Source organism: Arthrobacter arabinosi (assembly GCF_054511115.1).
In genome coordinates, this window is sequence record NZ_JBTNDF010000006.1 from 110,264 (window position 1) to 132,996 (window position 22,733).

At 71.0% G+C, this 22,733-nt stretch carries 26 protein-coding genes; 12 read left to right on the top strand and 14 right to left on the bottom strand.

Annotated elements, in window-relative coordinates; translation table 11 throughout:
• The first annotated feature begins 24 nt into the window (after nucleotides 1-24).
• The gene (locus ACX80P_RS14630; protein WP_459278837.1) at nucleotides 25-249 is read left to right on the top strand and encodes a DUF3107 domain-containing protein; all 225 of its coding nucleotides are present in this window, start codon (nucleotides 25-27) and stop codon (nucleotides 247-249) included.
• Nucleotides 250-334: 85 nt separating this feature from the next.
• On the opposite strand, the gene ACX80P_RS14635 is transcribed toward ACX80P_RS14630, so the two are convergent.
• Entirely contained in the window at nucleotides 335-1,132 is a 798-nt protein-coding gene (locus ACX80P_RS14635; RefSeq protein WP_459278838.1) for a ferritin-like fold-containing protein, read from the bottom strand.
• A gap of 170 nt (nucleotides 1,133-1,302) precedes the next feature.
• Here ACX80P_RS14635 and ACX80P_RS14640 point away from each other — a divergent pair, with 170 nt between their 5' ends.
• From ACX80P_RS14640 to ACX80P_RS14655, 4 genes are all read left to right on the top strand, one after another.
• Nucleotides 1,303-1,749 carry a YdeI/OmpD-associated family protein gene (locus ACX80P_RS14640; protein WP_459278839.1) on the top strand — a complete coding sequence of 149 codons (447 nt, stop codon included), beginning with the start codon at nucleotides 1,303-1,305 and terminating at the stop codon, nucleotides 1,747-1,749.
• 67 nt (nucleotides 1,750-1,816) lie between these two features.
• Nucleotides 1,817-3,337: an RNB domain-containing ribonuclease gene (locus tag ACX80P_RS14645; RefSeq protein ID WP_459278840.1), complete on the top strand. Its 1,521-nt coding sequence runs from the start codon at nucleotides 1,817-1,819 to the stop codon at nucleotides 3,335-3,337.
• Nucleotides 3,338-3,595: 258 nt separating this feature from the next.
• Nucleotides 3,596-5,377 (top strand): DEAD/DEAH box helicase, encoded by a 1,782-nt coding sequence (locus ACX80P_RS14650; RefSeq protein WP_459278841.1) that lies wholly within the window; start codon nucleotides 3,596-3,598, stop codon nucleotides 5,375-5,377.
• A gap of 6 nt (nucleotides 5,378-5,383) precedes the next feature.
• Complete coding sequence (locus ACX80P_RS14655; RefSeq protein WP_459278842.1) at nucleotides 5,384-6,253, top strand: DNA-methyltransferase; 870 nt, start codon at nucleotides 5,384-5,386, stop codon at nucleotides 6,251-6,253.
• Between the two features lie 65 nt (nucleotides 6,254-6,318).
• On the opposite strand, the gene ACX80P_RS14660 is transcribed toward ACX80P_RS14655, so the two are convergent.
• Genes ACX80P_RS14660 through ACX80P_RS14675 form a run of 4 tightly spaced genes read right to left on the bottom strand, consistent with a single transcriptional unit; the run spans nucleotide 6,319 to nucleotide 8,516 of the window.
• Nucleotides 6,319-7,161, bottom strand: coding sequence for a PHP domain-containing protein (locus ACX80P_RS14660; RefSeq protein ID WP_459278843.1), 843 nt, complete (start codon nucleotides 7,159-7,161; stop codon nucleotides 6,319-6,321).
• A 10-nt stretch (nucleotides 7,162-7,171) separates the two neighbouring features.
• On the bottom strand, nucleotides 7,172-7,429 hold the full coding sequence (locus ACX80P_RS14665; RefSeq protein ID WP_459278844.1) for an alcohol dehydrogenase catalytic domain-containing protein: 258 nt from the start codon (nucleotides 7,427-7,429) through the stop codon (nucleotides 7,172-7,174).
• Nucleotides 7,426-7,881: a MarR family winged helix-turn-helix transcriptional regulator gene (locus tag ACX80P_RS14670; protein ID WP_459278845.1), complete on the bottom strand. Its 456-nt coding sequence runs from the start codon at nucleotides 7,879-7,881 to the stop codon at nucleotides 7,426-7,428. The genes ACX80P_RS14665 and ACX80P_RS14670 overlap by 4 nt, the downstream gene beginning before the upstream one ends.
• Nucleotides 7,881-8,516, bottom strand: a complete 636-nt coding sequence (locus ACX80P_RS14675) for an NAD(P)-dependent oxidoreductase (protein ID WP_459278846.1) — start codon at nucleotides 8,514-8,516, stop codon at nucleotides 7,881-7,883. Before ACX80P_RS14675 ends, ACX80P_RS14670 begins: the two co-directional genes overlap by 1 nt.
• A gap of 102 nt (nucleotides 8,517-8,618) precedes the next feature.
• On the opposite strand from ACX80P_RS14675, the gene ACX80P_RS14680 reads away from it, so the two are divergent.
• Entirely contained in the window at nucleotides 8,619-10,199 is a 1,581-nt protein-coding gene (locus ACX80P_RS14680; RefSeq protein ID WP_459278847.1) for an aminopeptidase P family protein, read from the top strand.
• Nucleotides 10,200-10,337: 138 nt separating this feature from the next.
• On the opposite strand, the gene ACX80P_RS14685 is transcribed toward ACX80P_RS14680, so the two are convergent.
• Nucleotides 10,338-11,210 carry a YflT domain-containing protein gene (locus tag ACX80P_RS14685; protein WP_459278848.1) on the bottom strand — a complete coding sequence of 291 codons (873 nt, stop codon included), beginning with the start codon at nucleotides 11,208-11,210 and terminating at the stop codon, nucleotides 10,338-10,340.
• A gap of 155 nt (nucleotides 11,211-11,365) precedes the next feature.
• Here ACX80P_RS14685 and ACX80P_RS14690 point away from each other — a divergent pair, with 155 nt between their 5' ends.
• From ACX80P_RS14690 to ACX80P_RS14700, 3 genes are read left to right on the top strand one after another with little or no spacing between them, the layout of a single operon-like run.
• Nucleotides 11,366-12,646: a magnesium transporter MgtE N-terminal domain-containing protein gene (locus ACX80P_RS14690; RefSeq protein ID WP_459278849.1), complete on the top strand. Its 1,281-nt coding sequence runs from the start codon at nucleotides 11,366-11,368 to the stop codon at nucleotides 12,644-12,646.
• On the top strand, nucleotides 12,639-13,238 hold the full coding sequence (locus ACX80P_RS14695) for a DUF1003 domain-containing protein (protein ID WP_459278850.1): 600 nt from the start codon (nucleotides 12,639-12,641) through the stop codon (nucleotides 13,236-13,238). The genes ACX80P_RS14690 and ACX80P_RS14695 overlap by 8 nt, the downstream gene beginning before the upstream one ends.
• A complete protein-coding gene (locus ACX80P_RS14700) occupies nucleotides 13,235-14,365 on the top strand; it encodes an Mrp/NBP35 family ATP-binding protein (RefSeq protein ID WP_459278851.1) in 1,131 nt (376 codons plus the stop codon). Before ACX80P_RS14695 ends, ACX80P_RS14700 begins: the two co-directional genes overlap by 4 nt.
• 31 nt (nucleotides 14,366-14,396) lie before the next feature.
• Here the strand turns inward: ACX80P_RS14700 and ACX80P_RS14705 are convergent, their stop codons facing one another.
• The 3 genes from ACX80P_RS14705 to sigE are packed head-to-tail and all read right to left on the bottom strand — an operon-like array spanning nucleotide 14,397 to nucleotide 16,483.
• Nucleotides 14,397-14,813 (bottom strand): twin-arginine translocase TatA/TatE family subunit, encoded by a 417-nt coding sequence (locus ACX80P_RS14705; RefSeq protein ID WP_459278852.1) that lies wholly within the window; start codon nucleotides 14,811-14,813, stop codon nucleotides 14,397-14,399.
• A 33-nt stretch (nucleotides 14,814-14,846) separates the two neighbouring features.
• Nucleotides 14,847-15,827, bottom strand: a complete 981-nt coding sequence (locus tag ACX80P_RS14710) for an anti-sigma factor family protein (protein WP_459278853.1) — start codon at nucleotides 15,825-15,827, stop codon at nucleotides 14,847-14,849.
• A 5-nt stretch (nucleotides 15,828-15,832) separates the two neighbouring features.
• Complete coding sequence (sigE, locus tag ACX80P_RS14715) at nucleotides 15,833-16,483, bottom strand: RNA polymerase sigma factor SigE (protein WP_459278854.1); 651 nt, start codon at nucleotides 16,481-16,483, stop codon at nucleotides 15,833-15,835.
• Nucleotides 16,484-16,753: 270 nt separating this feature from the next.
• On the opposite strand from sigE, the gene ACX80P_RS14720 reads away from it, so the two are divergent.
• Nucleotides 16,754-17,392 carry an O-methyltransferase gene (locus ACX80P_RS14720; protein ID WP_459278855.1) on the top strand — a complete coding sequence of 213 codons (639 nt, stop codon included), beginning with the start codon at nucleotides 16,754-16,756 and terminating at the stop codon, nucleotides 17,390-17,392.
• 17 nt (nucleotides 17,393-17,409) lie between these two features.
• Here ACX80P_RS14720 and ACX80P_RS14725 read toward each other — a convergent pair whose 3' ends face one another.
• From ACX80P_RS14725 to ACX80P_RS14745, 5 genes are all read right to left on the bottom strand, one after another.
• Nucleotides 17,410-17,589, bottom strand: coding sequence for a DUF3117 domain-containing protein (locus tag ACX80P_RS14725; RefSeq protein WP_459278856.1), 180 nt, complete (start codon nucleotides 17,587-17,589; stop codon nucleotides 17,410-17,412).
• A gap of 164 nt (nucleotides 17,590-17,753) precedes the next feature.
• On the bottom strand, nucleotides 17,754-18,968 hold the full coding sequence (locus ACX80P_RS14730; protein WP_459278857.1) for a hypothetical protein: 1,215 nt from the start codon (nucleotides 18,966-18,968) through the stop codon (nucleotides 17,754-17,756).
• Between the two features lie 25 nt (nucleotides 18,969-18,993).
• The gene (locus tag ACX80P_RS14735) at nucleotides 18,994-19,614 is read right to left on the bottom strand and encodes a DNA-3-methyladenine glycosylase I (protein ID WP_459278858.1); all 621 of its coding nucleotides are present in this window, start codon (nucleotides 19,612-19,614) and stop codon (nucleotides 18,994-18,996) included.
• The gene (locus ACX80P_RS14740; RefSeq protein WP_459278859.1) at nucleotides 19,611-19,973 is read right to left on the bottom strand and encodes a DivIVA domain-containing protein; all 363 of its coding nucleotides are present in this window, start codon (nucleotides 19,971-19,973) and stop codon (nucleotides 19,611-19,613) included. The genes ACX80P_RS14735 and ACX80P_RS14740 overlap by 4 nt, the downstream gene beginning before the upstream one ends.
• Nucleotides 19,974-19,998: 25 nt before the next feature.
• The gene (locus ACX80P_RS14745; RefSeq protein ID WP_459278956.1) at nucleotides 19,999-20,799 is read right to left on the bottom strand and encodes an LOG family protein; all 801 of its coding nucleotides are present in this window, start codon (nucleotides 20,797-20,799) and stop codon (nucleotides 19,999-20,001) included.
• Between the two features lie 220 nt (nucleotides 20,800-21,019).
• On the opposite strand from ACX80P_RS14745, the gene ACX80P_RS14750 reads away from it, so the two are divergent.
• Together ACX80P_RS14750 and ACX80P_RS14755 are read left to right on the top strand one after the other, a co-directional pair.
• Nucleotides 21,020-21,796 (top strand): amino acid ABC transporter ATP-binding protein, encoded by a 777-nt coding sequence (locus tag ACX80P_RS14750; RefSeq protein ID WP_459278860.1) that lies wholly within the window; start codon nucleotides 21,020-21,022, stop codon nucleotides 21,794-21,796.
• 56 nt (nucleotides 21,797-21,852) lie between these two features.
• Nucleotides 21,853-22,698: a glutamate ABC transporter substrate-binding protein gene (locus tag ACX80P_RS14755; RefSeq protein ID WP_459278861.1), complete on the top strand. Its 846-nt coding sequence runs from the start codon at nucleotides 21,853-21,855 to the stop codon at nucleotides 22,696-22,698.
• Nucleotides 22,699-22,733: the final 35 nt, after the last annotated feature.

The window sequence follows — 22,733 nt, forward strand, 5'->3', positions numbered from 1 at the left end:
CTCACACAACAGGAGGAACGCGCCGTGGAAGTCAAGATCGGTATCCAGAACGTCAACCGGGAGATCATCCTCGAATCCTCCGAGAGCGCCGACGCCATCGCCGAGCTCGTGGGGCAGGCCCTGGGCGGCGGCACGGAGCTCCGGCTCAAGGACTCCAAGGGCCGTCTCGTGATCGTCCCGACGGCCGTCCTCGGCTACGTGGAGATCGGCGCCGAGGAGACCCGGCGCGTCGGATTCGGTGCCCTCTAGCCTCGAAGCAGTATCCAGCAGGACGAGCAGTGACAGGAGGACCCGCGGCCACGGCCGCGGGTCCTCCTGCCGTGTCGGGACCGGTCTATGCCGTGAGGCCCAGCGCGCTCATGCGCCGTGAGTGATTACGGGTGAGTTCGGAGAAGAGCGCCGTCGTGTGCTGCGTGTGGTCCGGCTCGTCGGCGAACAGGAGCCCCGCCAGGTATTCGCGCTCGATGCCCACGCGCTGTGCCTGGGTCAGCGCCTCGCCCACGAGCCGGCGCCCCCAGAGGGCGAGGCGCGACGCGAGGCGGGGATCATCGGTGACCGCCTCCTTCAGGCGGCGGTGCAGATGCGCGGCACCCTCCCCGGAGTCGATGGTGCTGATGAGCTCCCGCGTCCGCGGGTCCAGGGTGTCGGCGAGTGAGCGGTAGAAGTCACCGGAGAAGGCGTCGATGACGTAGGCCTTCATGAGCGACTCGTACCAGTCACCCGGGCGGGTGCGCTCGTGGAAGGCGTCGATGGAAGCCTGGAACGGCGCCATGGCGTCCTCGACCGTGATGCCGAGGTCCACGAGGAACGCGGCCACCAGCTCGAAGTGCTCGAATTCCTGCACCGCAAGCCGGCCCAGACCCGCTCGATCGGCGAGGCTGGGCGAGAACCGGGCGTCCGAGGACAGCCGCTCGAATCCCGACAGTTCCCCGTACGCGACGATGCCGAGCAGATCGGTGACGAAGCGCGCGTAGACGGGGTTCGCCAGCGGGTCCTCCGGGGCAGGGGCGGCGCCCACCGGGGCCGTCGCGGGAGGCCGGCTCAGGGGCGCGGCCGTCGGGGGCCGGACAGATCCGGTGCGATCCCGTGCGGTCGCCGGGAGGGCCGTGCTGTCGGAGGAGCCGTTGTTCATTCTGCTAAGAGTACGCACTCCGGGGGGCGCGGCAACCTGCCCCTTCCGGCCGGGGCCTGTCGCCCGGCGCCGCCGCGGGTCTATGCTCGGTGCCCTCCGACCGGAGGGATCAGGCGCACACTGCCGGACCCCGCCGAGTCGGGCGGAGACCGGACGGAAGGCAGGAACGCATGGAGTTCTCCGGGGTCCTCGAACTGGCTGGCCGCACGGCCACGGGCATCGCGGTGCCCGAGGAGGTGCTGACGGCGCTCGGTGGGGGCAGGCGACCCGCCGTGACCGTGACGCTGGGTGCCCACACCTACCGCACCACCATCGGATCCATGAACGGGCGCGCCATGATCCCCGTCAGCGCTGAGCACCGGAAGGAAGCGGGGCTCGCTGCCCATCAGACGGTCGCCGTGCGCCTCGACCTGGACCACGAGGAGCGCGTCGTCGACGTGCCGGAGGATCTCGCCGTCGCGCTCTCGGCCGATCCGGCGCTCGTCGCCGCGTTCGGCGCACTGTCCGTCAGCCGGCGGAAAGCGCTCGTCGTGCCGATCGAGCAGGCGAAGGGACAGGACACGCGGCAACGCCGGGTGGCCAGGGCGGTGGAATCGCTCCGCCCCCGGGAGCCCTGACGCTCCTCCCTCGACGGTCCCGCGCTGCGACTGCCCGATGTCTGTGACGTGCACTACCGTATTGCCTGTGCCCGCACAGCATATGGACCTCAGGAACCGGGAATCCCAGCAGCGACTCACCGAGTCGCTGCGATCCCTCCGCGAGGAGCTCGGCGTCCGGGAGCAGTTCCCCGAGGACGTCCTGCGGGAGGCCGAGGCCTCGGTGGCCGCCCACACCCTGCCCGCGACCGACCTCCGCGCCCTGCCCTTCCTGACGATCGACCCGCCCGGCTCCACCGACCTCGACCAGGCCGTGCACCTCACGCGCCGCCAGGGCGGCGGAGATGGGGCAACCGGAGTCCCCGCAGGGTATGAGGTCTGGTACGCCATCGCCGACGTACCGCTGTTCGTGAGCGCAGGCGGAGCCATCGACGTCGAGGCCAGGCTCCGCGGGCAGACCCTCTACGCGCCGGACGGGCGCATCTCCCTCCATCCGGAGATCGTTTCCGAGGACGCAGCGAGCCTGCTCCCGGACCGGGACCGCCCCGCCTTCGTGTGGCACTTCCTGCTCGACGCCGCAGCGGAGGTCCGCTCCGCGACCGTCAGCCGTGCCACGATCCGCAGCCGCCGCCAGCTCACGTATGCGCAGGTGCAGGCCGAGATCGACGGCGGCACCGCCGACGAGCAGCTCCTGCTCCTCAAGGAGATCGGCCTGCTCCGGATCCAGCAGGAGCTCGACCGCGGGGGCGCGAGCCTCAACCTGCCGCGACAGGAGATCACCTATGCCGAAGGGAGCTACGGCATCCTCACGGAGCCGGCCCTGCCCTGCGAGGACTGGAACGCCCAGATCTCGCTCATGACCGGCATGGCGGCGGCGCGCATGATGATCGACGGCGGCATCGGCATCCTGCGGACCATGCCGGCGCCGGACGACGTCGCGCTCGGGAAGTTCCGGCGCCAGTCCGAGGCGCTCGACCACCCGTGGCCGGAGCATCTGCCCTACGGAGCCTTCCTCCGCACCCTCGACGTCGCCGTCCCCCGGCAGCTCGCCCTGATGCACGCGGCGGCGTCGCTCTTCCGCGGGGCAGGTTACACGGCGTTCGACGGCGCGGTGCCGGACGCCGTCGTGCAGTCGGCCATCGCTGCGCCCTACGCGCATGCCACCGCTCCGCTGCGGCGGCTCGTGGACCGTTTCGTGCTCGTGACGTGCGAATCGCTCTGCAGCGGCACGGACGTGCCGGGCTGGGTCCGGGCGGCCCTACCGGACCTGAACGCGCTCATGGCGTCCTCCAACCAGACCGCATCCCGGCTCGATTCGGGCGCCATGGACGCGGTGCAGGCCGCGCTGCTGAGCAACCGGATCGGCGAGGCCTTCTCCGCCGTCGTGCTGCAGGGCTCGCCGCCGGCAATCGAGGACGCCCCGGGGAAGCAGGCGCCCCGCCTGTCCGGGACGGTGCAGATCACCGAACCCGCGCTCGAGGCGACGTGCTACGGGGAACTGCTGGCCGGGGAACGCGTCACGGTGGTCCTGCTGGAGGCCGACATCGCACGCAGGCGCATCCGCTTCGAGGTGAAGCCCACGGACGCGCCCGCACGGAGCCCGCGATGACGCCGCACAGGGGGCGGGCAGGGTAGTCTTGCGGTGTAGTCATGGATGCCCGGTCGTTATCCCTCGATAACCCGCAGTACCTACTCGATCCCGAGTTCCCCCGCAGGCGCAGGTCTCACTCCGCCGCCCGCACGCAGTCGCAAGCCCGCGATCGGCTTCCACTGGACGCCCTGCGCCCGCCGATCCGCTCCGCAGCGGATGAACCCCATCCGCTGCGTCGAGCCTCGGCGGCCGCTCGGCCTGAATGAACGGTAGAACGTGCAGAACACAGACCACGATACGAACCCAGGCGCCGGCCACACCGCGGCAGCCGACGGCCACCACCTCGTCGCCGACAACTCCCCCGACGTCATCGACGTCGAGGAGACGCTGGTCACCACCGCGGAGCCGCACGCGGCCGTTGCGGAGACCTTCGCGGACTTCAACGTCCGCCCCGACATCGTCGAGTCGCTCGCCGATGCGGGCATCACCCACCCCTTCCCCATCCAGGCGATGACCCTGTCGATCGCCCTCGGCGGCCACGACATCATCGGCCAGGCCAAGACCGGTACCGGCAAGACCCTCGGCTTCGGCATCCCTGCGATCCAGCGCGTCGTCGGCCCCGAGGACGAGGGCTACGACCGGCTCCCTGTCCCGGGCGCCCCGCAGGCGCTCGTCGTCGTGCCGACCCGCGAACTCGCGGTGCAGGTCGCGAGCGACCTCACGACGGCGGCGAAGAAGCGCAACGCGCGCATCGTCACCATCTACGGCGGACGCGCGTATGAGCCCCAGATCGAGGCCATCAAGAACGGCGTCGAGATCGTGGTCGGGACGCCCGGCCGCCTGATCGACCTGTACAAGCAGAAGCTGCTCGTCCTCAAGAACGTGAAGATCGTGGTGCTGGACGAGGCCGACGAGATGCTGGACCTCGGCTTCCTGCCCGACGTCGAGACGCTCATCGCCGCGACGCCCCCGGTACGCCAGACGCTGCTCTTCTCCGCGACCATGCCCGGCCCCGTCATCGCGATGGCCCGCCGCTACATGACGCAGCCCACGCATATCCGGGCCGCGGATCCCGAGGACGAGGGCATCACCAAGAAGGACATCCGTCAGGTCATCTACCGCGCGCACAACCTGGACAAGGCCGAGGTCGTGGCCCGTATCCTGCAGTCCCGCCACCGCGGGCGCACCATCATCTTCTGCAAGACCAAGCGCACCGCCGCCAAGCTCTCCGAGGAACTGATCGACCGCGGTTTCGCGGCCGGTGCCATCCACGGCGATCTCGGCCAGGGCGCCCGCGAGCAGGCGCTGCGCGCCTTCCGCGGGGACAAGATCGACGTGCTCGTCGCCACCGAGGTGGCCGCGCGCGGCATCGACGTCGAGGACATCACGCATGTCATCAACTACCAGTGCCCCGAGGACGAGAAGGCCTACCTGCACCGCGTGGGCCGCACCGGCCGCGCCGGCAAGAAGGGCACCGCGGTGACGTTCGTCGACTGGGACGACCTCCCGCGCTGGGGCCTGATCAACAAGGCCCTCGGACTCGACGCCCCCGAGCCCGTCGAGACGTACTCCTCGTCGCCGCACCTCTACACGGAACTCGACATCCCCGAGGGCACCAAGGGGCGCCTCCCCCGCAAGGACCGCAAGCTCGCGGGCATCAACGCCGAAGTGCTCGAGGACCTCGGTGAGACCGGCAAGCGCGGCGGGCGTCCCGACGGACGGTCGGACGGCAGGAACGACGGCGGCAGGAACGACGGCGGCCGCGGGCGTTCGGCGTCGGGTGGCCGCGGCGGGGAGCGCCGCGACAGCAGCTCGGGCGAGGGATCGGGCGGTTCACGGAGTCGCGGCCGCGGTCGCGGTGGCAGCCGGAACCAGGACGCCGACGCACCCGCCCAGGGTGCCGCGGCAGCATCGACCGGCGCCGCAGCAGCGGACGGCGGCGGACGCCGTCGTGCCGCGGAGGGCGACGCACCGGCAGGTGACCGGCCGCGCCGCAGCCGGACCCGCCGCCGCAACGGTGAGGTCGTCGCCGATCCTGCCGGCGGCGCAGAGGACTAGCCCCCGGTGACCGGGCTTCCCGCGCCGTCCGAGGCTCCTGTCTGGAGCCCGGACGGCGCCAACCTCGTGGTGCACGCTGACAACGCGGAATACCTCGCGCTGCTGCCGGACGCCTCCTTCACGATGATCTACGTGGATCCGCCCTTCAACACCGGGCGGGTGCAGCGCCGCCAGCAGACCACCATGGTGCGGGCGGGCGAGGGCTCAGGGGACCGCATCGGGTTCAAGGGCATGTCCTATGCGACGGTCAAGGGGATGCTCGCGAGCTACGACGACGCCTTCGAGGACTACTGGGACTTCCTCGCGCCGCGCCTCGCCGAGGCCTGGCGGCTCCTCGCCGACGACGGCACGCTCTACCTGCACCTCGACTACCGCGAGGTGCATTACGCCAAGGTCATGCTGGACGCATTGTTCGGGCGGGAGTGCTTCCTGAACGAGATCATCTGGGCCTACGACTACGGGGCCCGGGCGAAACGCCGGTGGCCGGCGAAACACGACAACATCCTCGTGTACGTGAAGAACCCGTCCGGATACCACTTCGACAGCGACGAGGTGGATCGGGAACCGTACATGGCGCCCGGCCTGGTCACGGCCGAGAAGGCAGCCCTCGGCAAACTCCCGACGGACGTCTGGTGGCACACCATCGTGTCACCGACGGGTCGGGAGAAGACGGGCTATCCCACGCAGAAGCCCGAAGGCCTGCTGCGTCGGGCGGTCGCGGCGAGCAGCCGTGAGGGCGACTGGGTGCTCGATTTCTTCGCGGGCTCCGGAACGCTCGGTGCCGTGGCCGGGAAGCTCGGTCGCCGCTTCGTGTGCGTCGACAGCAACCCGCAGGCCATCGACGTCATGCGGGCGCGACTGGCGCCCTGGACCTGACGCCTTCGGTCACGGGCACCGCGTCCGCCGTCCCGGACCTGTAGGACCGTACTGCCGGGCGGGCGCTAACCGACCCTGCTGCCCGTGGCGAGCGAATGGATGGCCTCGAGCGTCTCGGCCGTCGTGGTGTTCTCGCCGAGCAGGTTCGGCTTGCCGCTGCCGTGGTAGTCGCTCGAGCCGGTCATCAGGAGACCGCGGTCCCGCGCGATCCGCCGCAGTTTCACGCGTGCGCTCTCCGGGTTGTCCCGATGCTCCACCTCGAGGCCCAGCAGCCCGGCGTCGATCATCTCGTCCAGTACGGCGCCTCCCGCCACGGCCCCGCGCGTGAAGGCCGACGGGTGGGCGAAGACGGGAACGCCGCCGGCGTCGCGGATGAGGGCGACCGCGTGCGCGGGATGCGGAGCGTAGTGGCTGACCCAGTAGGGCGAGCGCGTGGTCAGGATCCGATCGAAGGCCTCGGACCGCGTGGTGACGACGCCGAGCGCGATCAGCGCGTCGGCGATGTGCGGCCGCCCCACCGTGGCGCCCTCCGTGACGTGCTGCTCCACGAGCTCCCAGGTGATCCCGAAGTCCTCCGACATCAGTTCCACCATGCGCCGTGCCCGCGTCAGGCGGGCGGTCCGCGACTTCTCGATCTCCACGCGCAGGCCGGCATGCAGCGGATCGTGCAGGTAGGAGAGCACGTGCACACTGATGCCCGTGTCCGTGCGGCAGGACACCTCCATACCCGGGATGAAGGTGATGCCGAGGGCGGTGGCCGCGGTGCGGGCGCGGTCCCAGCCGGCCGTCGAGTCGTGGTCGGTGAGTGCGACGGCGTCGAGGCCCGCCGCTGCTGCGGACCGGATGAGGACGTCGGGGTCCTCGGTGCCGTCCGAGACGTTGGAATGCGTGTGCAGATCGATTCTCACCGGGTCCAATCTACGCGCTCCCGGCCTGCGGCCCGGTCAGGGCGCCCGTGACCCTCCTGGCTGCCGCGAGCGCACACCGATCCGCGGGGAGGACCGCGAACTCGGCGCACCTCCCGCACTGTCGGGGTGACGCCATCGCGATGACCGCGTCTCCGACCGCCGGCGCCCTTACCCCGCCCCCGAGCGCGACCACCGTGCCGGCGCCCCGGCGCTCGAGGACCAGCAGCTCGTCCGGCCCACCGTACCGGTGGGATCCTGCGGCCCTCACGGCGTGGTCCTGCCGGCCGGCCGGACGAGGGACAGCAGGCGCCGCAACTCGCGTACGTCGTCGGTGCCCAGGGCGTCGAAGCGCGGCGCGACGGCGTCGATCCACCCGCGCTGGAACTCGTCCACCTCGGCGCGCGCCTGCTCGGTCAGCGTGACGATCCGCGCCCGCGCGTCGAGCGGATCGACTCCGACGGTCACGAGGCCCGCCTGCCGGAGATGGTCGACCTGCTGGCTCACCGCCCCGCGGGTGACGTCGAGCGCGTCGGCGAGTGCGCCGACGCCGAGGGCACCGGTGCGGGACAACTGGTAGAGCAGGTTCATCCGGGCCCGGCCGAGCCGCCGCTCCCGGAACGGGTAGGACCCCGCGGCGGCGAGGTCCCGGGTCAGTGCCGCCATGGTGTCGATCGCCTCGGCCAGCACCTCCTCCCGCTCGACGTCGGGCCCCTCCCCCATCAGTAGCTCACCATGGGCAGCTGGTGCACGAAGGTGCGGTCCTCCACCTGCCGCAGGAGGAACTCGGCGAGGTCCGCCCGGCCCACGGAGGTGCTGGCGTCCACGCCCACCCAGCCCACGCGGTACACGCCCGTGTACGGCTTCTCCTGCAGGCGCGGGCCCCGCACCACCGTCCAGTCCAGACCGCTCTCCTGGAGCACGCGCAGGTGCCCCTTGGCGTCCTCGAGCACCGTGGGCGAGAGCAGTCGCAGGAGGACACGGATGATCCGGTCGGCAGCCTTCGGCCTGTCATGGGCGGGATCCGGCAACCCACCCCCCGAGAGGGAGACGATGCGCCGCACGCCGTGCCGTGCCATCGCCTCGGTGATGATGCGGGTGCCGTCGGTCTGCAGGGTCGGGGGTGACCCCTTGACATGTCCGAAGACGCTGATGACGGCACTGCTCCCCGCGAGGACCCGGTCCACTGCCCGGGCGTCGAGGACGTCACCCTCGATCACTGTCAGGCGGGGGTCACCGGCCCGGACGGACGTGGCCGAGCGTGCCAGCACCCGGACCTCGTGTCCCGCTGCGAGGGCCTGGTCGAGAACGTGGCGGCCGGTTCTGCCGGTTCCGCCGAAGACCGCGAGGGTTGCCATGGTTCCGCCTTTCCGTGGAGGGGCGTGCCGTTTTATTTTAGCTTCTAAAGTATCTGGCTCCCAGACTTTCCCACGCCGCAGTCACGGTGGGAGGATGACGGGGTGAGCCCTGACGACACCGCATCCGTATCCCTGAATCCCACCGACTCCCCGGAAGGCCAGCCCCTGACGGACCGTAACGACAACCGGTCCCAGCGGCCCGACTCCGACGCCTTCAAGGCTTTCATGGCGAGCAGCTGGGCGCCGGCCTCGGACGATCTTCCGCCGGCATCGCCCGTCGCCCCGCACGCGGCACGCCGCCGTCGCGCCGTGTCCGACCGCTTCCCCGGGGAGCGCATCGTCATCCCTGCCGGCCCCTTCAAGGTGCGCTCGAACGACACCGACTACCGCTACCGCCCCCACTCCGGCTTCGCGCACCTCACGGGCCTCGGTCTGGACCACGAGCCCGACGCCGTGCTCGTGCTCGAGCCGGTGGAGCAGGGCACTGGCGACGACGGCGGCAACCACGCCGCGACCCTGTACTTCCGTGAGCTCGCAGGGCGCGACAGCGACGAGTTCTACGCGAACGCCCGCTACGGCGAGTTCTGGATCGGGCAGCGCCTGTCGATGGCGCAGATCGAGGCACAGCTCGGGCTGAGGACCGCCGATCTCGCCGGGCTCGAGGTCGCCATCACCAAGGACGCCGGCGTGGCCGAGATCGGCGGCGTCAGCATCCGGCTGCTGCGCGAGGTCGACTTCAACGCCGATGCCCTCGTGGACACCTCCCGCATCAACACCGGGGTGGACCTCGAGAAAGCCGACGCCCTGGACGCCGTGCTCGCCGAGATGCTGTCCGAGTTGCGGCTCATCAAGGACGCCTGGGAGATCGAGCAGATGGAGACGGCGGTCGCCGCGACCGTGGAGGGCTTCCACGAGGTGGTCCGCACGCTCCCGCGGGCCATCACGCATCCCCGCGGCGAGCGTGTCGTCGAAGGCGCCTTCTTCTCCCGCGCCCGCGAGGAGGGCAACGACCTCGGGTACGACACCATCGCCGCGTCCGGCAACAATGCGACCACGCTGCACTGGATCCGCAACACGGGCCATCTCAGGGCCGGCGAGCTGCTCCTGCTGGATGCCGGCGTCGAGGCCGAGAGCCTCTACACCGCCGACATCACCCGTACCCTGCCGGTCAACGGACGGTACACGGAGGTGCAGCGCACGATCTACCAGGCGGTGCTCGACGCCGCCGACGCCGGCTTCGCGGCCGCGCAGCCGGGCCGGAAGTTCCGTGAGATCCACCTCGCCGCGGTCACCGTGCTCGCCGAGAACCTGGACCGCTGGGGGCTCCTGCCCGTCCCGCTCGAGGAGGCCCTCGCACCCGAGGGCCAGCACCACCGCCGGTGGATGCCGCACGGCACGAGCCACCACCTCGGCATGGACGTGCACGACTGCGCCCAGGCCAAGCGCGAGCTGTACCTGGACGGGGTCCTCACCGAGGGCATGGTGTTCACGATCGAACCGGGTCTCTACTTCAAGGCGGAGGACCTTGCGGTGCCCGAGGAGTACCGCGGGATCGGCGTGCGCATCGAGGACGACATCCTGATGACGGCCGACGGCCCGGTCAACCTCAGCGCGGCCCTGCCCCGCACGCCCGAAGCCGTCGAGGACTGGATGGGCGGCATCTGGGGCAGCACCGGCGAGTAGCCGGCCCGCAGGACGAACCGGACAGGACGAACCGGACAGGACGAACCGAACAGGACGAAGGCAGGGACCCGGACCGGGCCCCTGCCTTCGTGCGGTGTGCGTCCGGAGCCGTCCGCGGGTGCAGCGGTCGCCCAGGTCCTAGCGCTGCGGGCCCGCAGCGCTGGAACCGTGCCCGCCGTGCCCGCTGTGCCCGCCGTCGTCGGAACGGGCTCCGGGCTCGTGGGGAGAGGGGCCGTCCTGCGCAGCGGGTCCCCCGGCGTCCTGGCCGTCCACCCGCACGCCGTACTGCGGCCGTCCGTCCGGGAGATCGGGGAACTGTCCCCGCCGCGGGCCGGTGGTACCGGGACCGGCGGTCTGGCTCTCGTCGAGCACGCCCTGCTGCGACTGGGGCTGCTGTGCCGCGGACCGGGGCTGGGACTGGTCGGCGTACGGGTCGTTCCAGGAGGCGGGGCGCTGCGGTGGCTGCGACTGCTGCTGCCCCCAGGACGAGGGGTCGGCGCCCGGGTGCTGCGCCTGGCCGTTCATGGGCAGCTGCTGCAGGAGCCGGCGGGCGTCCGCGGCGAGCTCCGGTTCCACGAGCACGTCGTAGCTCGTCGCGATGACCTGGCTGGTCGAGGTGAAGTCTCGCTTGCCGCGCTGGAACGCGTAGGTGATGACGCCGAAGAGCAGCCAGAAGATGGCCCCCAGGGCGATCGACGAGGAGATCGTGATCCCCGACTCGCTGCCGGCGAACAGGCTGAGGATCAGCCCCACGAACAGTCCGAACCACGCGCCCGTCGCCGCGCTCCCGAGCGCCACCCGCGGGTAGCTGAGGCGTCCGGTGACGCGTTCCACGGTCTTCAGGTCGTTGCCGACGATGGCCACCCGCTGCACGGCGAACTTGTTGTCGGCCAGGTAGTCGACGGCCTTCTGGGCGTCGAGGTAGCTGGTGTACCGCCCGATCGTCTCGCCGGTGGGCAGCGCCCGGCCGAGGTCGCGGGACGCGGTGTTTCCAAGTGGTGGTGTCGACATGCTCCCCATTCTTGCCTACCGCTCCGGCTGATGGGAGGCACTTCGCCGGGAGAGAACGGCGGTCGGCCGGCGATGCGCGGGGCGCCGGGCAATGCCCGGCCGCCCTCGTCCACGCTGATGCCGTCCTGCCGTGCCACTGCCGATAGCCTAGGGAGGTGACTACCAACTCGACCCGCGTCTTCGTCGCCCGCCTCCTGGGCCTCGACGTCTTCGACCCGCTCGGTGACCGTCTCGGTCGCCTGCGTGACGCCGTCGTGCTCGACCGCGGACCGACCAGACCGCCGCATGTCGTCGGCCTCGTCGTGGAGGTCCCGGGCAAGAAGCGCGTCTTCGTGCCCATGACGCGCATCACCTCCATGGACCCCTCGCAGATCATCTGCACGGGCCTCGTCAACCTGCGCCGTTTCGAGCAGCGCGGCGCCGAGATGCTCATGGTCGCCGAACTCTTCGACCGCCGTCTCACCCTCCGGGACGGCAGCGGGAACGCCGTCGTCGAGGACGTCGCGATGGAGCGCGACCGGGCGGGTGACTGGCACGTGTCGCAGTTCTTCGTGCGCCGTGAAAGCTCGTCGCCCCTGCGCGGGCTGCGCCGGGGCGGGGAGCGCCTCATCATCGACTGGGCCGATGCCTTCCACGGCACGACCGACGAGCCGCAGGGGGCCTCCCAGTTCGTCGCGCAGCACGACGACCTCAAGGCGGCCGACTTCGCGGACGCGCTGCACGAGATGAACGACAAGCGGCGCATCGAGGTGGCCGGCGAACTGCAGGACGACCGGCTCGCCGACGTGCTGCAGGAACTGCCCGACGACGACCAGGTGCAGATCCTGACGTCCCTGACGCGTGAGCGCGCGGCGGACGTCCTCGAGGAGATGGACCCCGACGACGCCGCGGACCTCCTCAACGAGCTCCCCGAGGCGCAGAAGGAGGAACTCCTCCAGCTCATGGAGCCCGACGACGCCGAGGACGTGCGCCGGCTGCTCGAGTACGAGGAGGACACCGCCGGGTCCCTCATGACCACGGTGCCGGTCATCCTGCCTCCCGAGGCGACCGTCGCGGAGGCCCTCGCCCACGTGCGGCGCGAGGAGCTGACGCCGGCCCTGGCGTCCTCGATCTTCGTCTGCCGCCCGCCGCTGGAGACGCCGACCGGCCGCTACCTGGGGGTCGTGCACATCCAGCAGCTGCTGCGCTACCCGCCGCCCGAGCCGCTCGGCAACATCATCGACACCGACCTCGAGGCGATCGGCGACCAGTCGAACGTCAGCGAGGTGTCGCGGATCCTCGCGACCTACAATCTGAACTCCCTGCCCGTCGTCAACACGGAGGGCCGGCTCGTCGGCGCCGTGACCGTCGACGACGTGCTGGACCACCTGCTGCCGGATGACTGGCGGGCTCAGGACGACGTACCGGGACAGAAGCGAGGCGACCGCCGTGGTTGAGAAGATCAGGTCGAATTCGCGTGGCCTGGACACGCCGCGGGTGGTCCGGAAGCGCTTTCTCCTGAGGCCGCGGCCCAACCCGGACCGCTTCGGGAGCGCGACGGAGAATTTCGCCCGCTTCATGGGCACGCCCCAGTTCCTGCTGTACATGACGGTGTTCTGCATCATCTGGCTCGTCTGGAACACCTTCGCACCGGAGGACTTCCGCTTCGACAGCGCCGCGCTCGGCTTCACGGCGCTCACCCTCATGCTGTCCCTGCAGGCCTCCTACGCGGCGCCCCTGCTGCTGCTCGCCCAGAACCGGCAGGACGACCGCGACCGCGTGTCCCTCCGGCAGGACCGCCAGCGCGCGGAACGGAACCTGTCGGACACCGAGTACCTCACGCGGGAGATCGCCGAGCTGCGCATCGCGCTGCGCGAGGTCGCCACGCGTGACTACGTGCGCTCCGAGCTCCGTTCCATCCTCGAGGAGCTGCTCGAGACCACCGACGGGCAGGAACTCACGCTGCAGAAACGCAAACCGCGGAAGCCCTCCGACAACACCGTCACCCTGCCGAAGATCCAGTCTGCCGGGAGGAGACCGTCCCGGTGACTGGCGACCCGCCCACCGAGGGTGCCGTCCGCGCGGCCCTGGACACGGTCATCGACCCGGAGTTGCGCAGGCCCATCACCGAGCTCGGCATGCTGGAGTCGGTGGAGATCCTCGGGCGCACGGTACGGATCCGCGTCCTGCTGACCATCGCGGGCTGCCCCCTGCGCGACACCATCGCCCGCGACGCCGAGTCGGCGCTCTCCGCGGTCGAGGGCGTGGACGGCGTCGAGGTGGACCTCGGGGTCATGAACCAGGAGCAGCGTGACGCGCTGAAGGAACTACTGCAGGGTGCGGGCGGCCGGCGCGGCATCCCCTTCAACGATCCGGAGTCGCTCACCCGGGTCTACGCGGTCGCGAGCGGGAAGGGCGGCGTGGGCAAGTCGAGCGTCACGGTCAACCTCGCCGTCGCCCTGGCTGCGCAGGGGCTACGCGTCGGCATCGTCGACGCCGACGTCTACGGTTTCTCCGTCCCGGCCCTCATGGGGATCACGCAGCAGCCCACGCGCGTCGACGAGCTCATCCTGCCACCGGTCGCCCACGGCGTGAAGGTGATCTCGATCGGCATGTTCGTGGAGGGCAACCAGCCCATCTCCTGGCGCGGCCCCATGCTGCACCGCGCCCTCGAGCAGTTCCTCACCGATGTGTACTTCGGCGACCTCGACGCACTGTTCCTGGATCTCCCTCCGGGCACGGGTGACATCGCGATCTCCGTCGCCCAGCTGCTGCCGTCCTCCGAGCTCCTCGTCGTCACGACACCCCAGAGCGCAGCCGCGGACGTCGCGGAACGGGCGGGTGCCATGGCGGCGCAGACCGGGCAGGGCGTGGCCGGTGTCATCGAGAACATGTCCTGGCTCGAACTCCCCGACGGCACCCGGCTGGAGGTGTTCGGGACCGGCGGCGGCAGCGCGGTGGCCGCGCGGCTGTCGGCGACGCTGGACACGCAGGTCCCGCTGCTCGGCAGCATCCCGCTCGACGTCGCACTCCGCGAGGGCGGCGACGCCGGCGTGCCCCTCGTCCTCCAGGGAGGCGGTTCGGCGGCCGGTGCGGAACTGGTGGCCATCGCCTCCGCCCTCGCGCGGAGGCCGCGCGGCCTGGCGGGACTGAGACTCCCCGTCAGCGTCCGCTGACGCCGGTCCGCGGCGGCAGGGCGCGGTACGTCTAGGTCGCCTCGAGGTCGTACGGTGCGGCCTGGCCGGCCGAGAGCCGGGGCCGGGCGGGGATGGAGGGGGCGGGGCGGGCTGCTGCGAGCGCCGCGCCCGCTGCGGCGGCGGGTGCGACCGCTCGGGGTGCGCCGTCGCTGACGGGCTTGAAGACGTCCTCGATGTCGTCGAGCAGGGCTTCCCTGATGATGCGGCGGGGATCGTACTGGCGCGGATCGAGCTTCCGCCAGTCCACCTCGTCGAGTTCGGGGCCCACTTCCTCGCGGAGCTGTTCACGCGCCCCGGTCGCCATGCGCCGGAGCCCCTTCACGAGCCGGGCGAGCTGGGCAGCGTACTCCGGAAGCCGCTCCGGGCCGAGCACCAGGACGGCGATCAGCGCCAGGACCACGAGTTCCAGGCCGTTGATTCCCAACACGTGAAAAGACTACCTTCCCGATCGGTGGCCCACCTATCCGCGATCGTCCTGCACGTGGGTGATCATCGACAGGCCGCGGAGGATGCGGTCCACCGTCGAGTCCTCCCGCCCCTGGGGGGCGAGCGAGAGCTGCGTGTGCTCCGTCGTGACGAGCTGGCTGAGTGTCTGCGGCATGGAGGCCGGGGGCAGATCCGACACCACGGTGTACGTGACCGACGGCGAATCGAGGACCGCCTGCCAGGGTGCGCCGGGGCGGACCCAGACGTCCCGTGCCGCACCGCCGATGTGCTCGAAGCCGTCGGAGACCACGCTGTTGCCGGTGACGGCGTTGACGGGCGCCGGAGGGACGTGCCGGTCCACGCTCACGCCCCCGACCTTCCGCTGCTCGTACACGGTCACCGTGTCGCCGTCGTTCTCGAGGACGAGTTCGAGCGTCGGCCTGCCGCCCACGGTGATGCCCTCCGCGCTCCGCAGCGTGAACCCGAGCGCCTCGAGCTCCGGGCAGTACCAGCCGCCGGCCCGCAGCGTCTCGAGCTGGTCCGTGTCCAGGACGGTCGGCGTCCGGGGGGCGACCGACTCCCAGCCCGCACGCAGCGCCGTCGTCCCGGTGGCCGTGCCCTCCGCCACCGGCGGGACCTCCGATCCCACCACGTAGGCGGAGGCGAGGATCGCCGCCGCTACGACGGCCGAACCGCCGACGGCGGCGAGCACCGGACGACGCCGCTGCGGTCCCGTGCGTTCGTGGTGCTCGCGCACGAAGGCAGCGCTCGAGCCGGTGTGGGGTGCACGGGGGGCCGCGGAACCGCCGAACCCGGGCGAGAGCAGCCTGCGCCGGAGATCCGGATGCGGGTCCGGGCGGTCGAGGCCGAGCAGCGTGCTCTTCAGGGCGCGGATCCGCGAGAGGGCGGCCGCGCAGGACGAGCAGCGGGAGACGTGCCGTTCCACGGCGATACGCCGTCGATCGGACAACTCACCGTCCACGAGGTCCTGGAGGGAGCGATGCGGGTGGAACATGACCGTCAGCCCAGGCCCGCGATCCGCGGGACACCCAGGGCCGCTCCGCTCGTGCCGGTGGTGCGGGGGTCCCGGTGCGCGAGCTTCTCCCGCAGCATCGTCCGGCCCCGGTGGATGCGCGAACGGACGGTACCCAGCTTGATCCCGAGCACGCGGGCCACCTCGTCGTACGCGAGGCCCTCCAGGTCGCAGAGCACCACGGCCGCACGGAAGTCCGGCGGAAGTTCCTCGAGGGCCGCCTGCACGTCGATGTCGAGGTTGTTGAACTCGAAACTGCGCTCGGGGCCGGGGTGCTTGCTCGGCAGGCGGCTCTCCGCCTCCTCGGTCAGCCCGTCGAAGCGGATGCGGGTCCTGCGGCGCGCCTGGTCGAGGAACAGGTTCGTGGTGATGCGGTGCAGCCAGCCGTCGAGCGTCCCCGGCTTGAAGTTGGCGAGGGACCGGAAGACCCTCACGAAGACCTCCTGCGTGAGGTCCTCGGCGTCGAACCTGTTGCCGGTGAGCCGGTAGGCGAGGCGGTAGACCTTGGGTGAGTACGTGGTGACGACGTCCTCCCAGGACGGCGCCACCCACGGATCGCCGTGCTCGTCGAGGATCGGCGCATCCGCTGCGGGGACTGTCTCCCCGGCTCCCTGCGTCGCCTTCACACTGGACATCATGTTCCCCTTCTCGCCTCGGCCTCCGGACCCGCCCCGCCCGCTGCCCTGAGGCTCGAACGATGGTGTCAGGGATTCGAGACTGCGCTCGCACCGGATGCCCCGAGGAAAAAGTCTTTCCCACCAAGCTGGGAACTCGCTGGCAGGGCGGCGGACGCTGCACGCCGGTGCGGGCCCGCTTGGAACTGCCCCCGCGCCGCACAGTACTGTTGGGGCGGGGCTCCGGCAAGCCGACGGCCCCCTCGAACCCTCCCGCTCACAGAATGGATGTCCATGGCCGCCGACAAACACAGCAGCTGGTCCTACACGGAGGGGCTCCCCGACGAGGACGACACCCTGCTCAGGGCGCGCGACCGCTCGCACGAACTCGGGGTGACCCCGGTGAGCCCTGCGGTCGGAGCGGCCCTGACCGTGCTGGCTGCCGCCTCCAAGGCGTCGACGGCGGTCGAGGTGGGCGCCGGCGCAGGCGTCTCCGGCGTCTGCCTGCTGCGCGGCCTGGGCCGGAACGCGGTCCTGACGACCATAGACTCCGACGTGGACCACCTGCGCGCCGCCCGCGAGGCGTACTCGGAAGCGGGCATCCCCTCGAACCGCACGCGGACCATCTCGGGGCGCGCCGCCGACGTGCTCCCGCGCCTCACGGACGCCGCCTACGACCTCGTCTTCATCGACGCCGACAAGGTGGGGCTGCCCGTGTACGTCGAGCAGGCCACGCGCCTCCTGAAGAACGGGGGCATCATGATCGTCAACGACGCGCTGGACCAGGACCGCGTGGCGGAGCCCGCCGTCCGGGAGCAGTCGACCAACACCCTGCGTCAGGTGGGGCGGATGGTCCGCGAGAACGACGCCCTCGTGTCGGCCCTCCTGCCCACCGGCACCGGCCTTCTGCTGGCGGTCAAGCAGCGCGCCTGACGGCCCGGGCCAGGGCCCTAGCGGGCGACCTGGGTCGTCACGCCGAGGAGGCAGTCCTTCAGGTGGCCGGCTTCCTCGGCGTTGAGTTCGACGACGAGGCGCCCGCCGCCGTCGATCGGCACCCGCATGATGAGGCTGCGCCCTTCCTTGGTGACTTCCATCGGTCCATCGCCGGTACGCGGTTTCATGGCAGCCATGGGGGTGTCCCTTTCAACAGGGCGCGGCCGCGATCAGCGGCAGCGCGACAGTAACCGGTGCTCCATCCGGAGCGACCTGTACAGGGCCCCGGTGTGCACGTCATCACCATTATTATTCAGCACAAGTCCTGCACCTGCTAATTCGGGTGCGGCGTGGATCACACTCACGGGGGATAATCCCCGGCCGGACCGGTCGGGGTCCACGCCCACAGGCCGTCCACCCAGAGGAACTGGAGCGCCACGGACACCGGCAGGAGCACCCAGAGAAGGCGTCCCCCGCGCACGGACGCGGGGGCGATCGCCAGGGGGAACAGCGGGAGCAGGATGCGCCAGGTACTCGACTGGGGGTCCCAGAACGCCGCGAGGTAGAGCAGGTACGCGGCGCACCAGGCGCCGGGGACGAGGCCGATCGAGCGCACCGACGGCGCGAGGAACAGCGCGACGGCGCCCACCACGAGGCCGGCGACCACCAGGGCCCCTGCCGCGGGCCCGAGCACGGCGGCGGGTGCCTCGAACCAGGGCACGAACGGGACCAGGGCCTCACCCCGCCAGGCCGTCTCCGTCGCGACGTAGGCGGTGCGCTCCCCCGTCACGGCCCAGGCGATGATCGGCCACGTGACGGCGGACACAGCGGAGACCACGCCGAGCAGGAACAGCGGGAGGAGGCGGGCCGCCGCCTCACTGCGGCTGCCCGGATCGCCCGCTCGGCGCGCAGTCCACAGTGCGTGGAGGAACAGGATCCCGACGGCGACCGCGAACGGCACTCCCGCCGGGCGTGCCAGGCACATCAGGACCACGACGGGCATGGCAGCGACGTAGCGGCCGCGCGAGACGAGGTACAGCGCCGAGGCCAGCAGCAGCAGGTGCAGCGACTCCGCGTAGGGCACCTGCAGGATGGCTGCCACGGGTGCGAAGGACACGACCGCGACGCCGGAGAGCGCCGTCCGGTGATCGGAGCGCAGCCTGAACAGGCGGTAGATCACGAGCGACGCCGCGGCCGATGCGACCACCGACACCAGGGGGGCGAGGACGCCCCACCCGAGGCCGGTGGCCGCATCCAGGACGCGGACGAGTCCCGGGTAGAGGGGGTAGAACGCCCACTGGTTGTGGCTGACCGCTCCGAGAGCGTCCCGCGGCAGCTCGGTCGGGTATCCCTCCATGAAGATGCGCTCGTACCAGCCGCTGTCCCAGAAATCGATGAACGTCCCGTAGCCGGGGCGGGGGCCGGACCACGGACTGGGGCCCTGGCGCGCCGCCGCGAGCAGGAGGATCGCGGTCGACACGAGGCGGCCGGCGGCGAAGACCGCCAGGACCTCCAGGATCCGGCGGGCCTGCATCCGGCCCGGCTGCCCGGTCGCCGCGGTCCGCGTCCGGTTCACGCCGCGCCGTCGCCGGCAGCGGTCGTCACGGTCGTGTCCCCGCGGGCCGATCGGCGTCCGGTGCCGTCCCGTCCGCGCCGCGGACCCAGCAGTCCTCGAGGTGGTCGTCGACGTACCCGGTGGCCTGCAGCATGGCGTACGCCGTCGTCGGGCCCACGAAGCGGAAGCCGAGGGCGCGGAGATCGCGGGCCAGGGCCGTGCTCTCCGCCGTGACCGCGGGTACGTCGGCCGGCGTGGCCGGCGCGGGGCGCGCCTCGGGGCGGTGCCGATCCAGGACGGAGTGGAGGGTGGTGCCGTCGGGGAGCGCGAGGAGGGCCCGGGCGTTGGCGATCGTCGCCTCGATCTTCAGCCGGTTCCGGACGATGCCGGCGTCGGCCAGGAGCCGCTCGACGTCGTGCCCGTCGAAGGCCGCCACTGCCTCCGGGACGAACCCCGCGAAGGCCGTGCGGAACGCCTCCCGCTTCCGGAGGATGGTGATCCAGCTCAGGCCGGACTGGAAGGCCTCGAGGCTCAGCCGCTCGAACAGACCGGTCTCGTCCCGGACGGGGCGTCCCCATTCGAGGTCGTGGTACTGCTCGTAGTCGGCGCTGGTGACCGCCCAGCCGCACCGCGGCCGGCCGTCCGAGCCGGGGACGGCTCCGCTCATGGCCGGGCGTCCTGCGCGGCGAGCTGCGAGCGCAACTCACCGATGAGGACGTCCCGCTCGGCGAGCGCGCCGGCCAGGCGGTCGAGGACCTCGTCCACCTGGTCCATGCGATAGCCGCGGAGGCCCAGCCCGAACCGGACGGCGTCGACGTCCGGCGCGGAGGGCCGCTCGGGCAGCAGGACGGGAGGCAGGCTCGCCACCGGCTCGACCAGCCCGAACCCGTCCTGGCCGGACGGCGCCGAGCCTGCCGGGACAACGGCGTCGGGACGCCGGAGCGATGCAGGGAGCGGGCGTCCGGAGGCGAGGACGGCGGTCCCGCCCAGGAGCAGGACGGCGAGGATCACCAGGAGAATAGTCACACCGCCATGGTGCCAGAGTCGACTCTCAGCGGTGCCCGGAGGCAGTACTCGGGGCCTGGCCGTGCCGCGCGGAGGCCGCGACGATCCGCACGGCCTCTTCCGCCGTGTCGACGAGCTGCAGCAGCGAGAGGTCCTTCTCCGAGACGGTGCCCTCGGCGAGCAGGGTGCCCTCGATCCAGTCGATGAGCGGGCGCCAGTAGTCGACGCCGATGAGCACGATCGGGAAGGAGGTGACCTTGCGGGTCTGGACGAGGGTCATCGCCTCGAACAGTTCGTCGAGCGTACCGAAGCCGCCCGGCAGCACGACGAACCCGTTGGCGTACTTGACGAACATCGTCTTCCGCGCGAAGAAGTAGCGGAAGTTGATCCCGAGATCCACCCACTCGTTCATGCCCTGCTCGAAGGGCAGTTCGATGCCGAGTCCCACCGAGACCCCGCCCGCCTCGCAGGCGCCCTTGTTGGCGGCCTCCATGGCTCCTGGCCCTCCCCCGGTGATGACGGCGTACCCCGAGGCGACGAGGCGCCGGCCCACCTCCTCGCCGATCGCGTAGAAGGGCGAGTCCCGCGGCGTCCGGGCCGACCCGAACACGCTGATCGCCGGTCCGAGGTCGGCCAGCGTACCGAACCCCTCGACGAATTCGCTCTGGATGCGCAACACGCGCCAGGGATCGGTGCGGGTGAAGCCGCCGCCCGGATCGGAGTCCAGCAGCTGGTTGTCGGACTGCGGAGCCGCCGCCTGGGCACGCCGCAGTTCCACCGGGCCCTTGTGCCGCGCCGGCCTCGACGCCGGCACACCGTTCCCGCGCGCGCGGGCCGAACCGTTCATGCCGGGTCCTGCGGGACCGTCGGCCACTGCAGGCACGGCGCCGTCGTCGCTGGTGGGCTGCCCGGTGGTGTCACCGGCCGGGGGCTGCTGCGAAAGAGACATTGTCCTAGGCTAACCAATGGGAGCGCATCGGTCAGTGCACTGATTGCACTTGAATCACAATGCTCCCCATTCCACCCCGCCGTATTGCCGGGGAGGAATAGTTCGCTACATTTCTCCCATGACAAGTGAACAGCAACCGACTACGCCCGCGTCCTCGGGAAGCCCCCTCGTCTCGCTCAAGCACGTCAACAAGCACTTCGGTGACCTGCACGTCCTCCGCGACATCAACCTCGAGGTCGGGCGCGGCGAGGTCGTGGTGGTCATCGGGCCGTCCGGGTCCGGGAAGTCGACCCTGTGCCGTGCCATCAACCGCCTGGAGACCATCGACGACGGCGAGATCGCCATCGACGGCAAGGTCCTCCCCGCGGAGGGCAAGGCCCTGGCGAAGCTGCGCGCCGACGTCGGCATGGTGTTCCAGTCCTTCAACCTCTTCGCGCACAAGTCGATCCTCGAGAACGTGACCCTCGGCCCCATCAAGGTCAAGGGCATGAAGGGCGGCGAGGCGAAGGAGCTCGCGATGTCCCTGCTCAAGCGCGTCGGCGTCGACAACCAGGCGCAGAAGCTCCCCGCCCAGCTCTCCGGCGGCCAGCAGCAGCGCGTGGCCATCGCGCGGGCCCTCGCCATGAAGCCGAAGGTGATGCTGTTCGACGAACCGACCTCGGCGCTCGACCCGGAGATGATCAACGAGGTCCTCGACGCGATGGTCGCCCTCGCCAAGGAGGGCATGACCATGATCGTCGTGACGCACGAGATGGGCTTCGCCCGCCGTGCCGCCGACCGCGTGATCTTCATGGCGGACGGCCAGATCATGGAAGAGGCCACGCCCGAGGAGTTCTTCACCAACCCGCGGAGCGATCGCGCCAAGGACTTCCTCGGCAAGATCCTCTCGCACTGACCCCGCATCCGCAGGACCCACGAGGGCCTTCCGAGGCCGCGACGCAAGGAGAACCAATGCGAAAGACCCGATACGCAGCAGCCACGGTGGCTGCGGTGGCAGCACTCACCCTGTCCGCGTGTGGAGGTGGCGACACCACCGGCAGCGAAGGCGGCGGGGGCGAGGACGGCGGCGGCGAGACGCTCCGCATCGGCATCAAGTTCGACCAGCCCGGCCTCGGCTACGACGAGGGCGGCTCCTACTCCGGCTTCGACGTCGACGTCGCCAAGTACGTGGCGGGCGAGCTCGGGGTGGCCGAGGGGGATATCCAGTTCGTCGAGGCGCCGTCCGCGAACCGTGAGAACCTGCTGTCCAACAACCAGGTCGACATGATCTTCGCGACCTACTCGATCACCGACACCCGCAAGGAGACCGTCGACTTCGCGGGCCCGTACTTCATCGCCGGCCAGGACCTCCTCGTCCCCACGGACAGCGACATCGAGGGCCCCGAGGACCTCGAGGGCAAGAACCTCTGCTCGGTCACGGGCTCGACGTCCGCCCAGAAGATCAAGGACCAGTACCCGGGCGTGCAGCTCGTCGAGCAGCCCGGCTACGCCGAGTGCGTCACGGCGATGGGCGGCGGCCAGATCGACGCCGTCACCACCGACGACATCATCCTCGCCGGCCTCGCCGCGCAGGAAGCCAACGCGGGCAAGTTCAAGGTCGTCGGCAACACCTTCTCCGAGGAGAAGTACGGCGTCGGCCTGCCCAAGGGCAGCGACAGGTGCGAGGACATCAACGCGGCCATCACCAAGATGATCGAGGACGGTGCCTGGGAGGACGCGATCACCAGCAACACCGAGGGTGCCGACTACACCTACAACGCGGAGCTGAACCCACCCACACCGGAGCCCTGCGCCTAGCAAGCCCCCATTGGCGGGGCGGTCCGCCCGGACCG

Coding starts and splice junctions, on each gene's coding strand:
- ACX80P_RS14755 (WP_459278861.1), top strand. CDS start 21,853: ATGCGAAAGACCCGATACGCAGCAGCCACGGTGGCTGCGGTGGCAGCA.
- ACX80P_RS14745 (WP_459278956.1), bottom strand. CDS start 20,799: ATGAACGGTTCGGCCCGCGCGCGCGGGAACGGTGTGCCGGCGTCGAGG.
- ACX80P_RS14675 (WP_459278846.1), bottom strand. CDS start 8,516: ATGGCAACCCTCGCGGTCTTCGGCGGAACCGGCAGAACCGGCCGCCAC.
- ACX80P_RS14635 (WP_459278838.1), bottom strand. CDS start 1,132: ATGAACAACGGCTCCTCCGACAGCACGGCCCTCCCGGCGACCGCACGG.
- ACX80P_RS14750 (WP_459278860.1), top strand. CDS start 21,020: ATGACAAGTGAACAGCAACCGACTACGCCCGCGTCCTCGGGAAGCCCC.
- ACX80P_RS14710 (WP_459278853.1), bottom strand. CDS start 15,827: ATGTTCCACCCGCATCGCTCCCTCCAGGACCTCGTGGACGGTGAGTTG.
- ACX80P_RS14685 (WP_459278848.1), bottom strand. CDS start 11,210: ATGTCGACACCACCACTTGGAAACACCGCGTCCCGCGACCTCGGCCGG.
- ACX80P_RS14725 (WP_459278856.1), bottom strand. CDS start 17,589: ATGGCTGCCATGAAACCGCGTACCGGCGATGGACCGATGGAAGTCACC.
- ACX80P_RS14735 (WP_459278858.1), bottom strand. CDS start 19,614: ATGAGCGGAGCCGTCCCCGGCTCGGACGGCCGGCCGCGGTGCGGCTGG.
- sigE (WP_459278854.1), bottom strand. CDS start 16,483: ATGATGTCCAGTGTGAAGGCGACGCAGGGAGCCGGGGAGACAGTCCCC.
- ACX80P_RS14640 (WP_459278839.1), top strand. CDS start 1,303: ATGGAGTTCTCCGGGGTCCTCGAACTGGCTGGCCGCACGGCCACGGGC.
- ACX80P_RS14720 (WP_459278855.1), top strand. CDS start 16,754: ATGGCCGCCGACAAACACAGCAGCTGGTCCTACACGGAGGGGCTCCCC.
- ACX80P_RS14670 (WP_459278845.1), bottom strand. CDS start 7,881: ATGGGGGAGGGGCCCGACGTCGAGCGGGAGGAGGTGCTGGCCGAGGCG.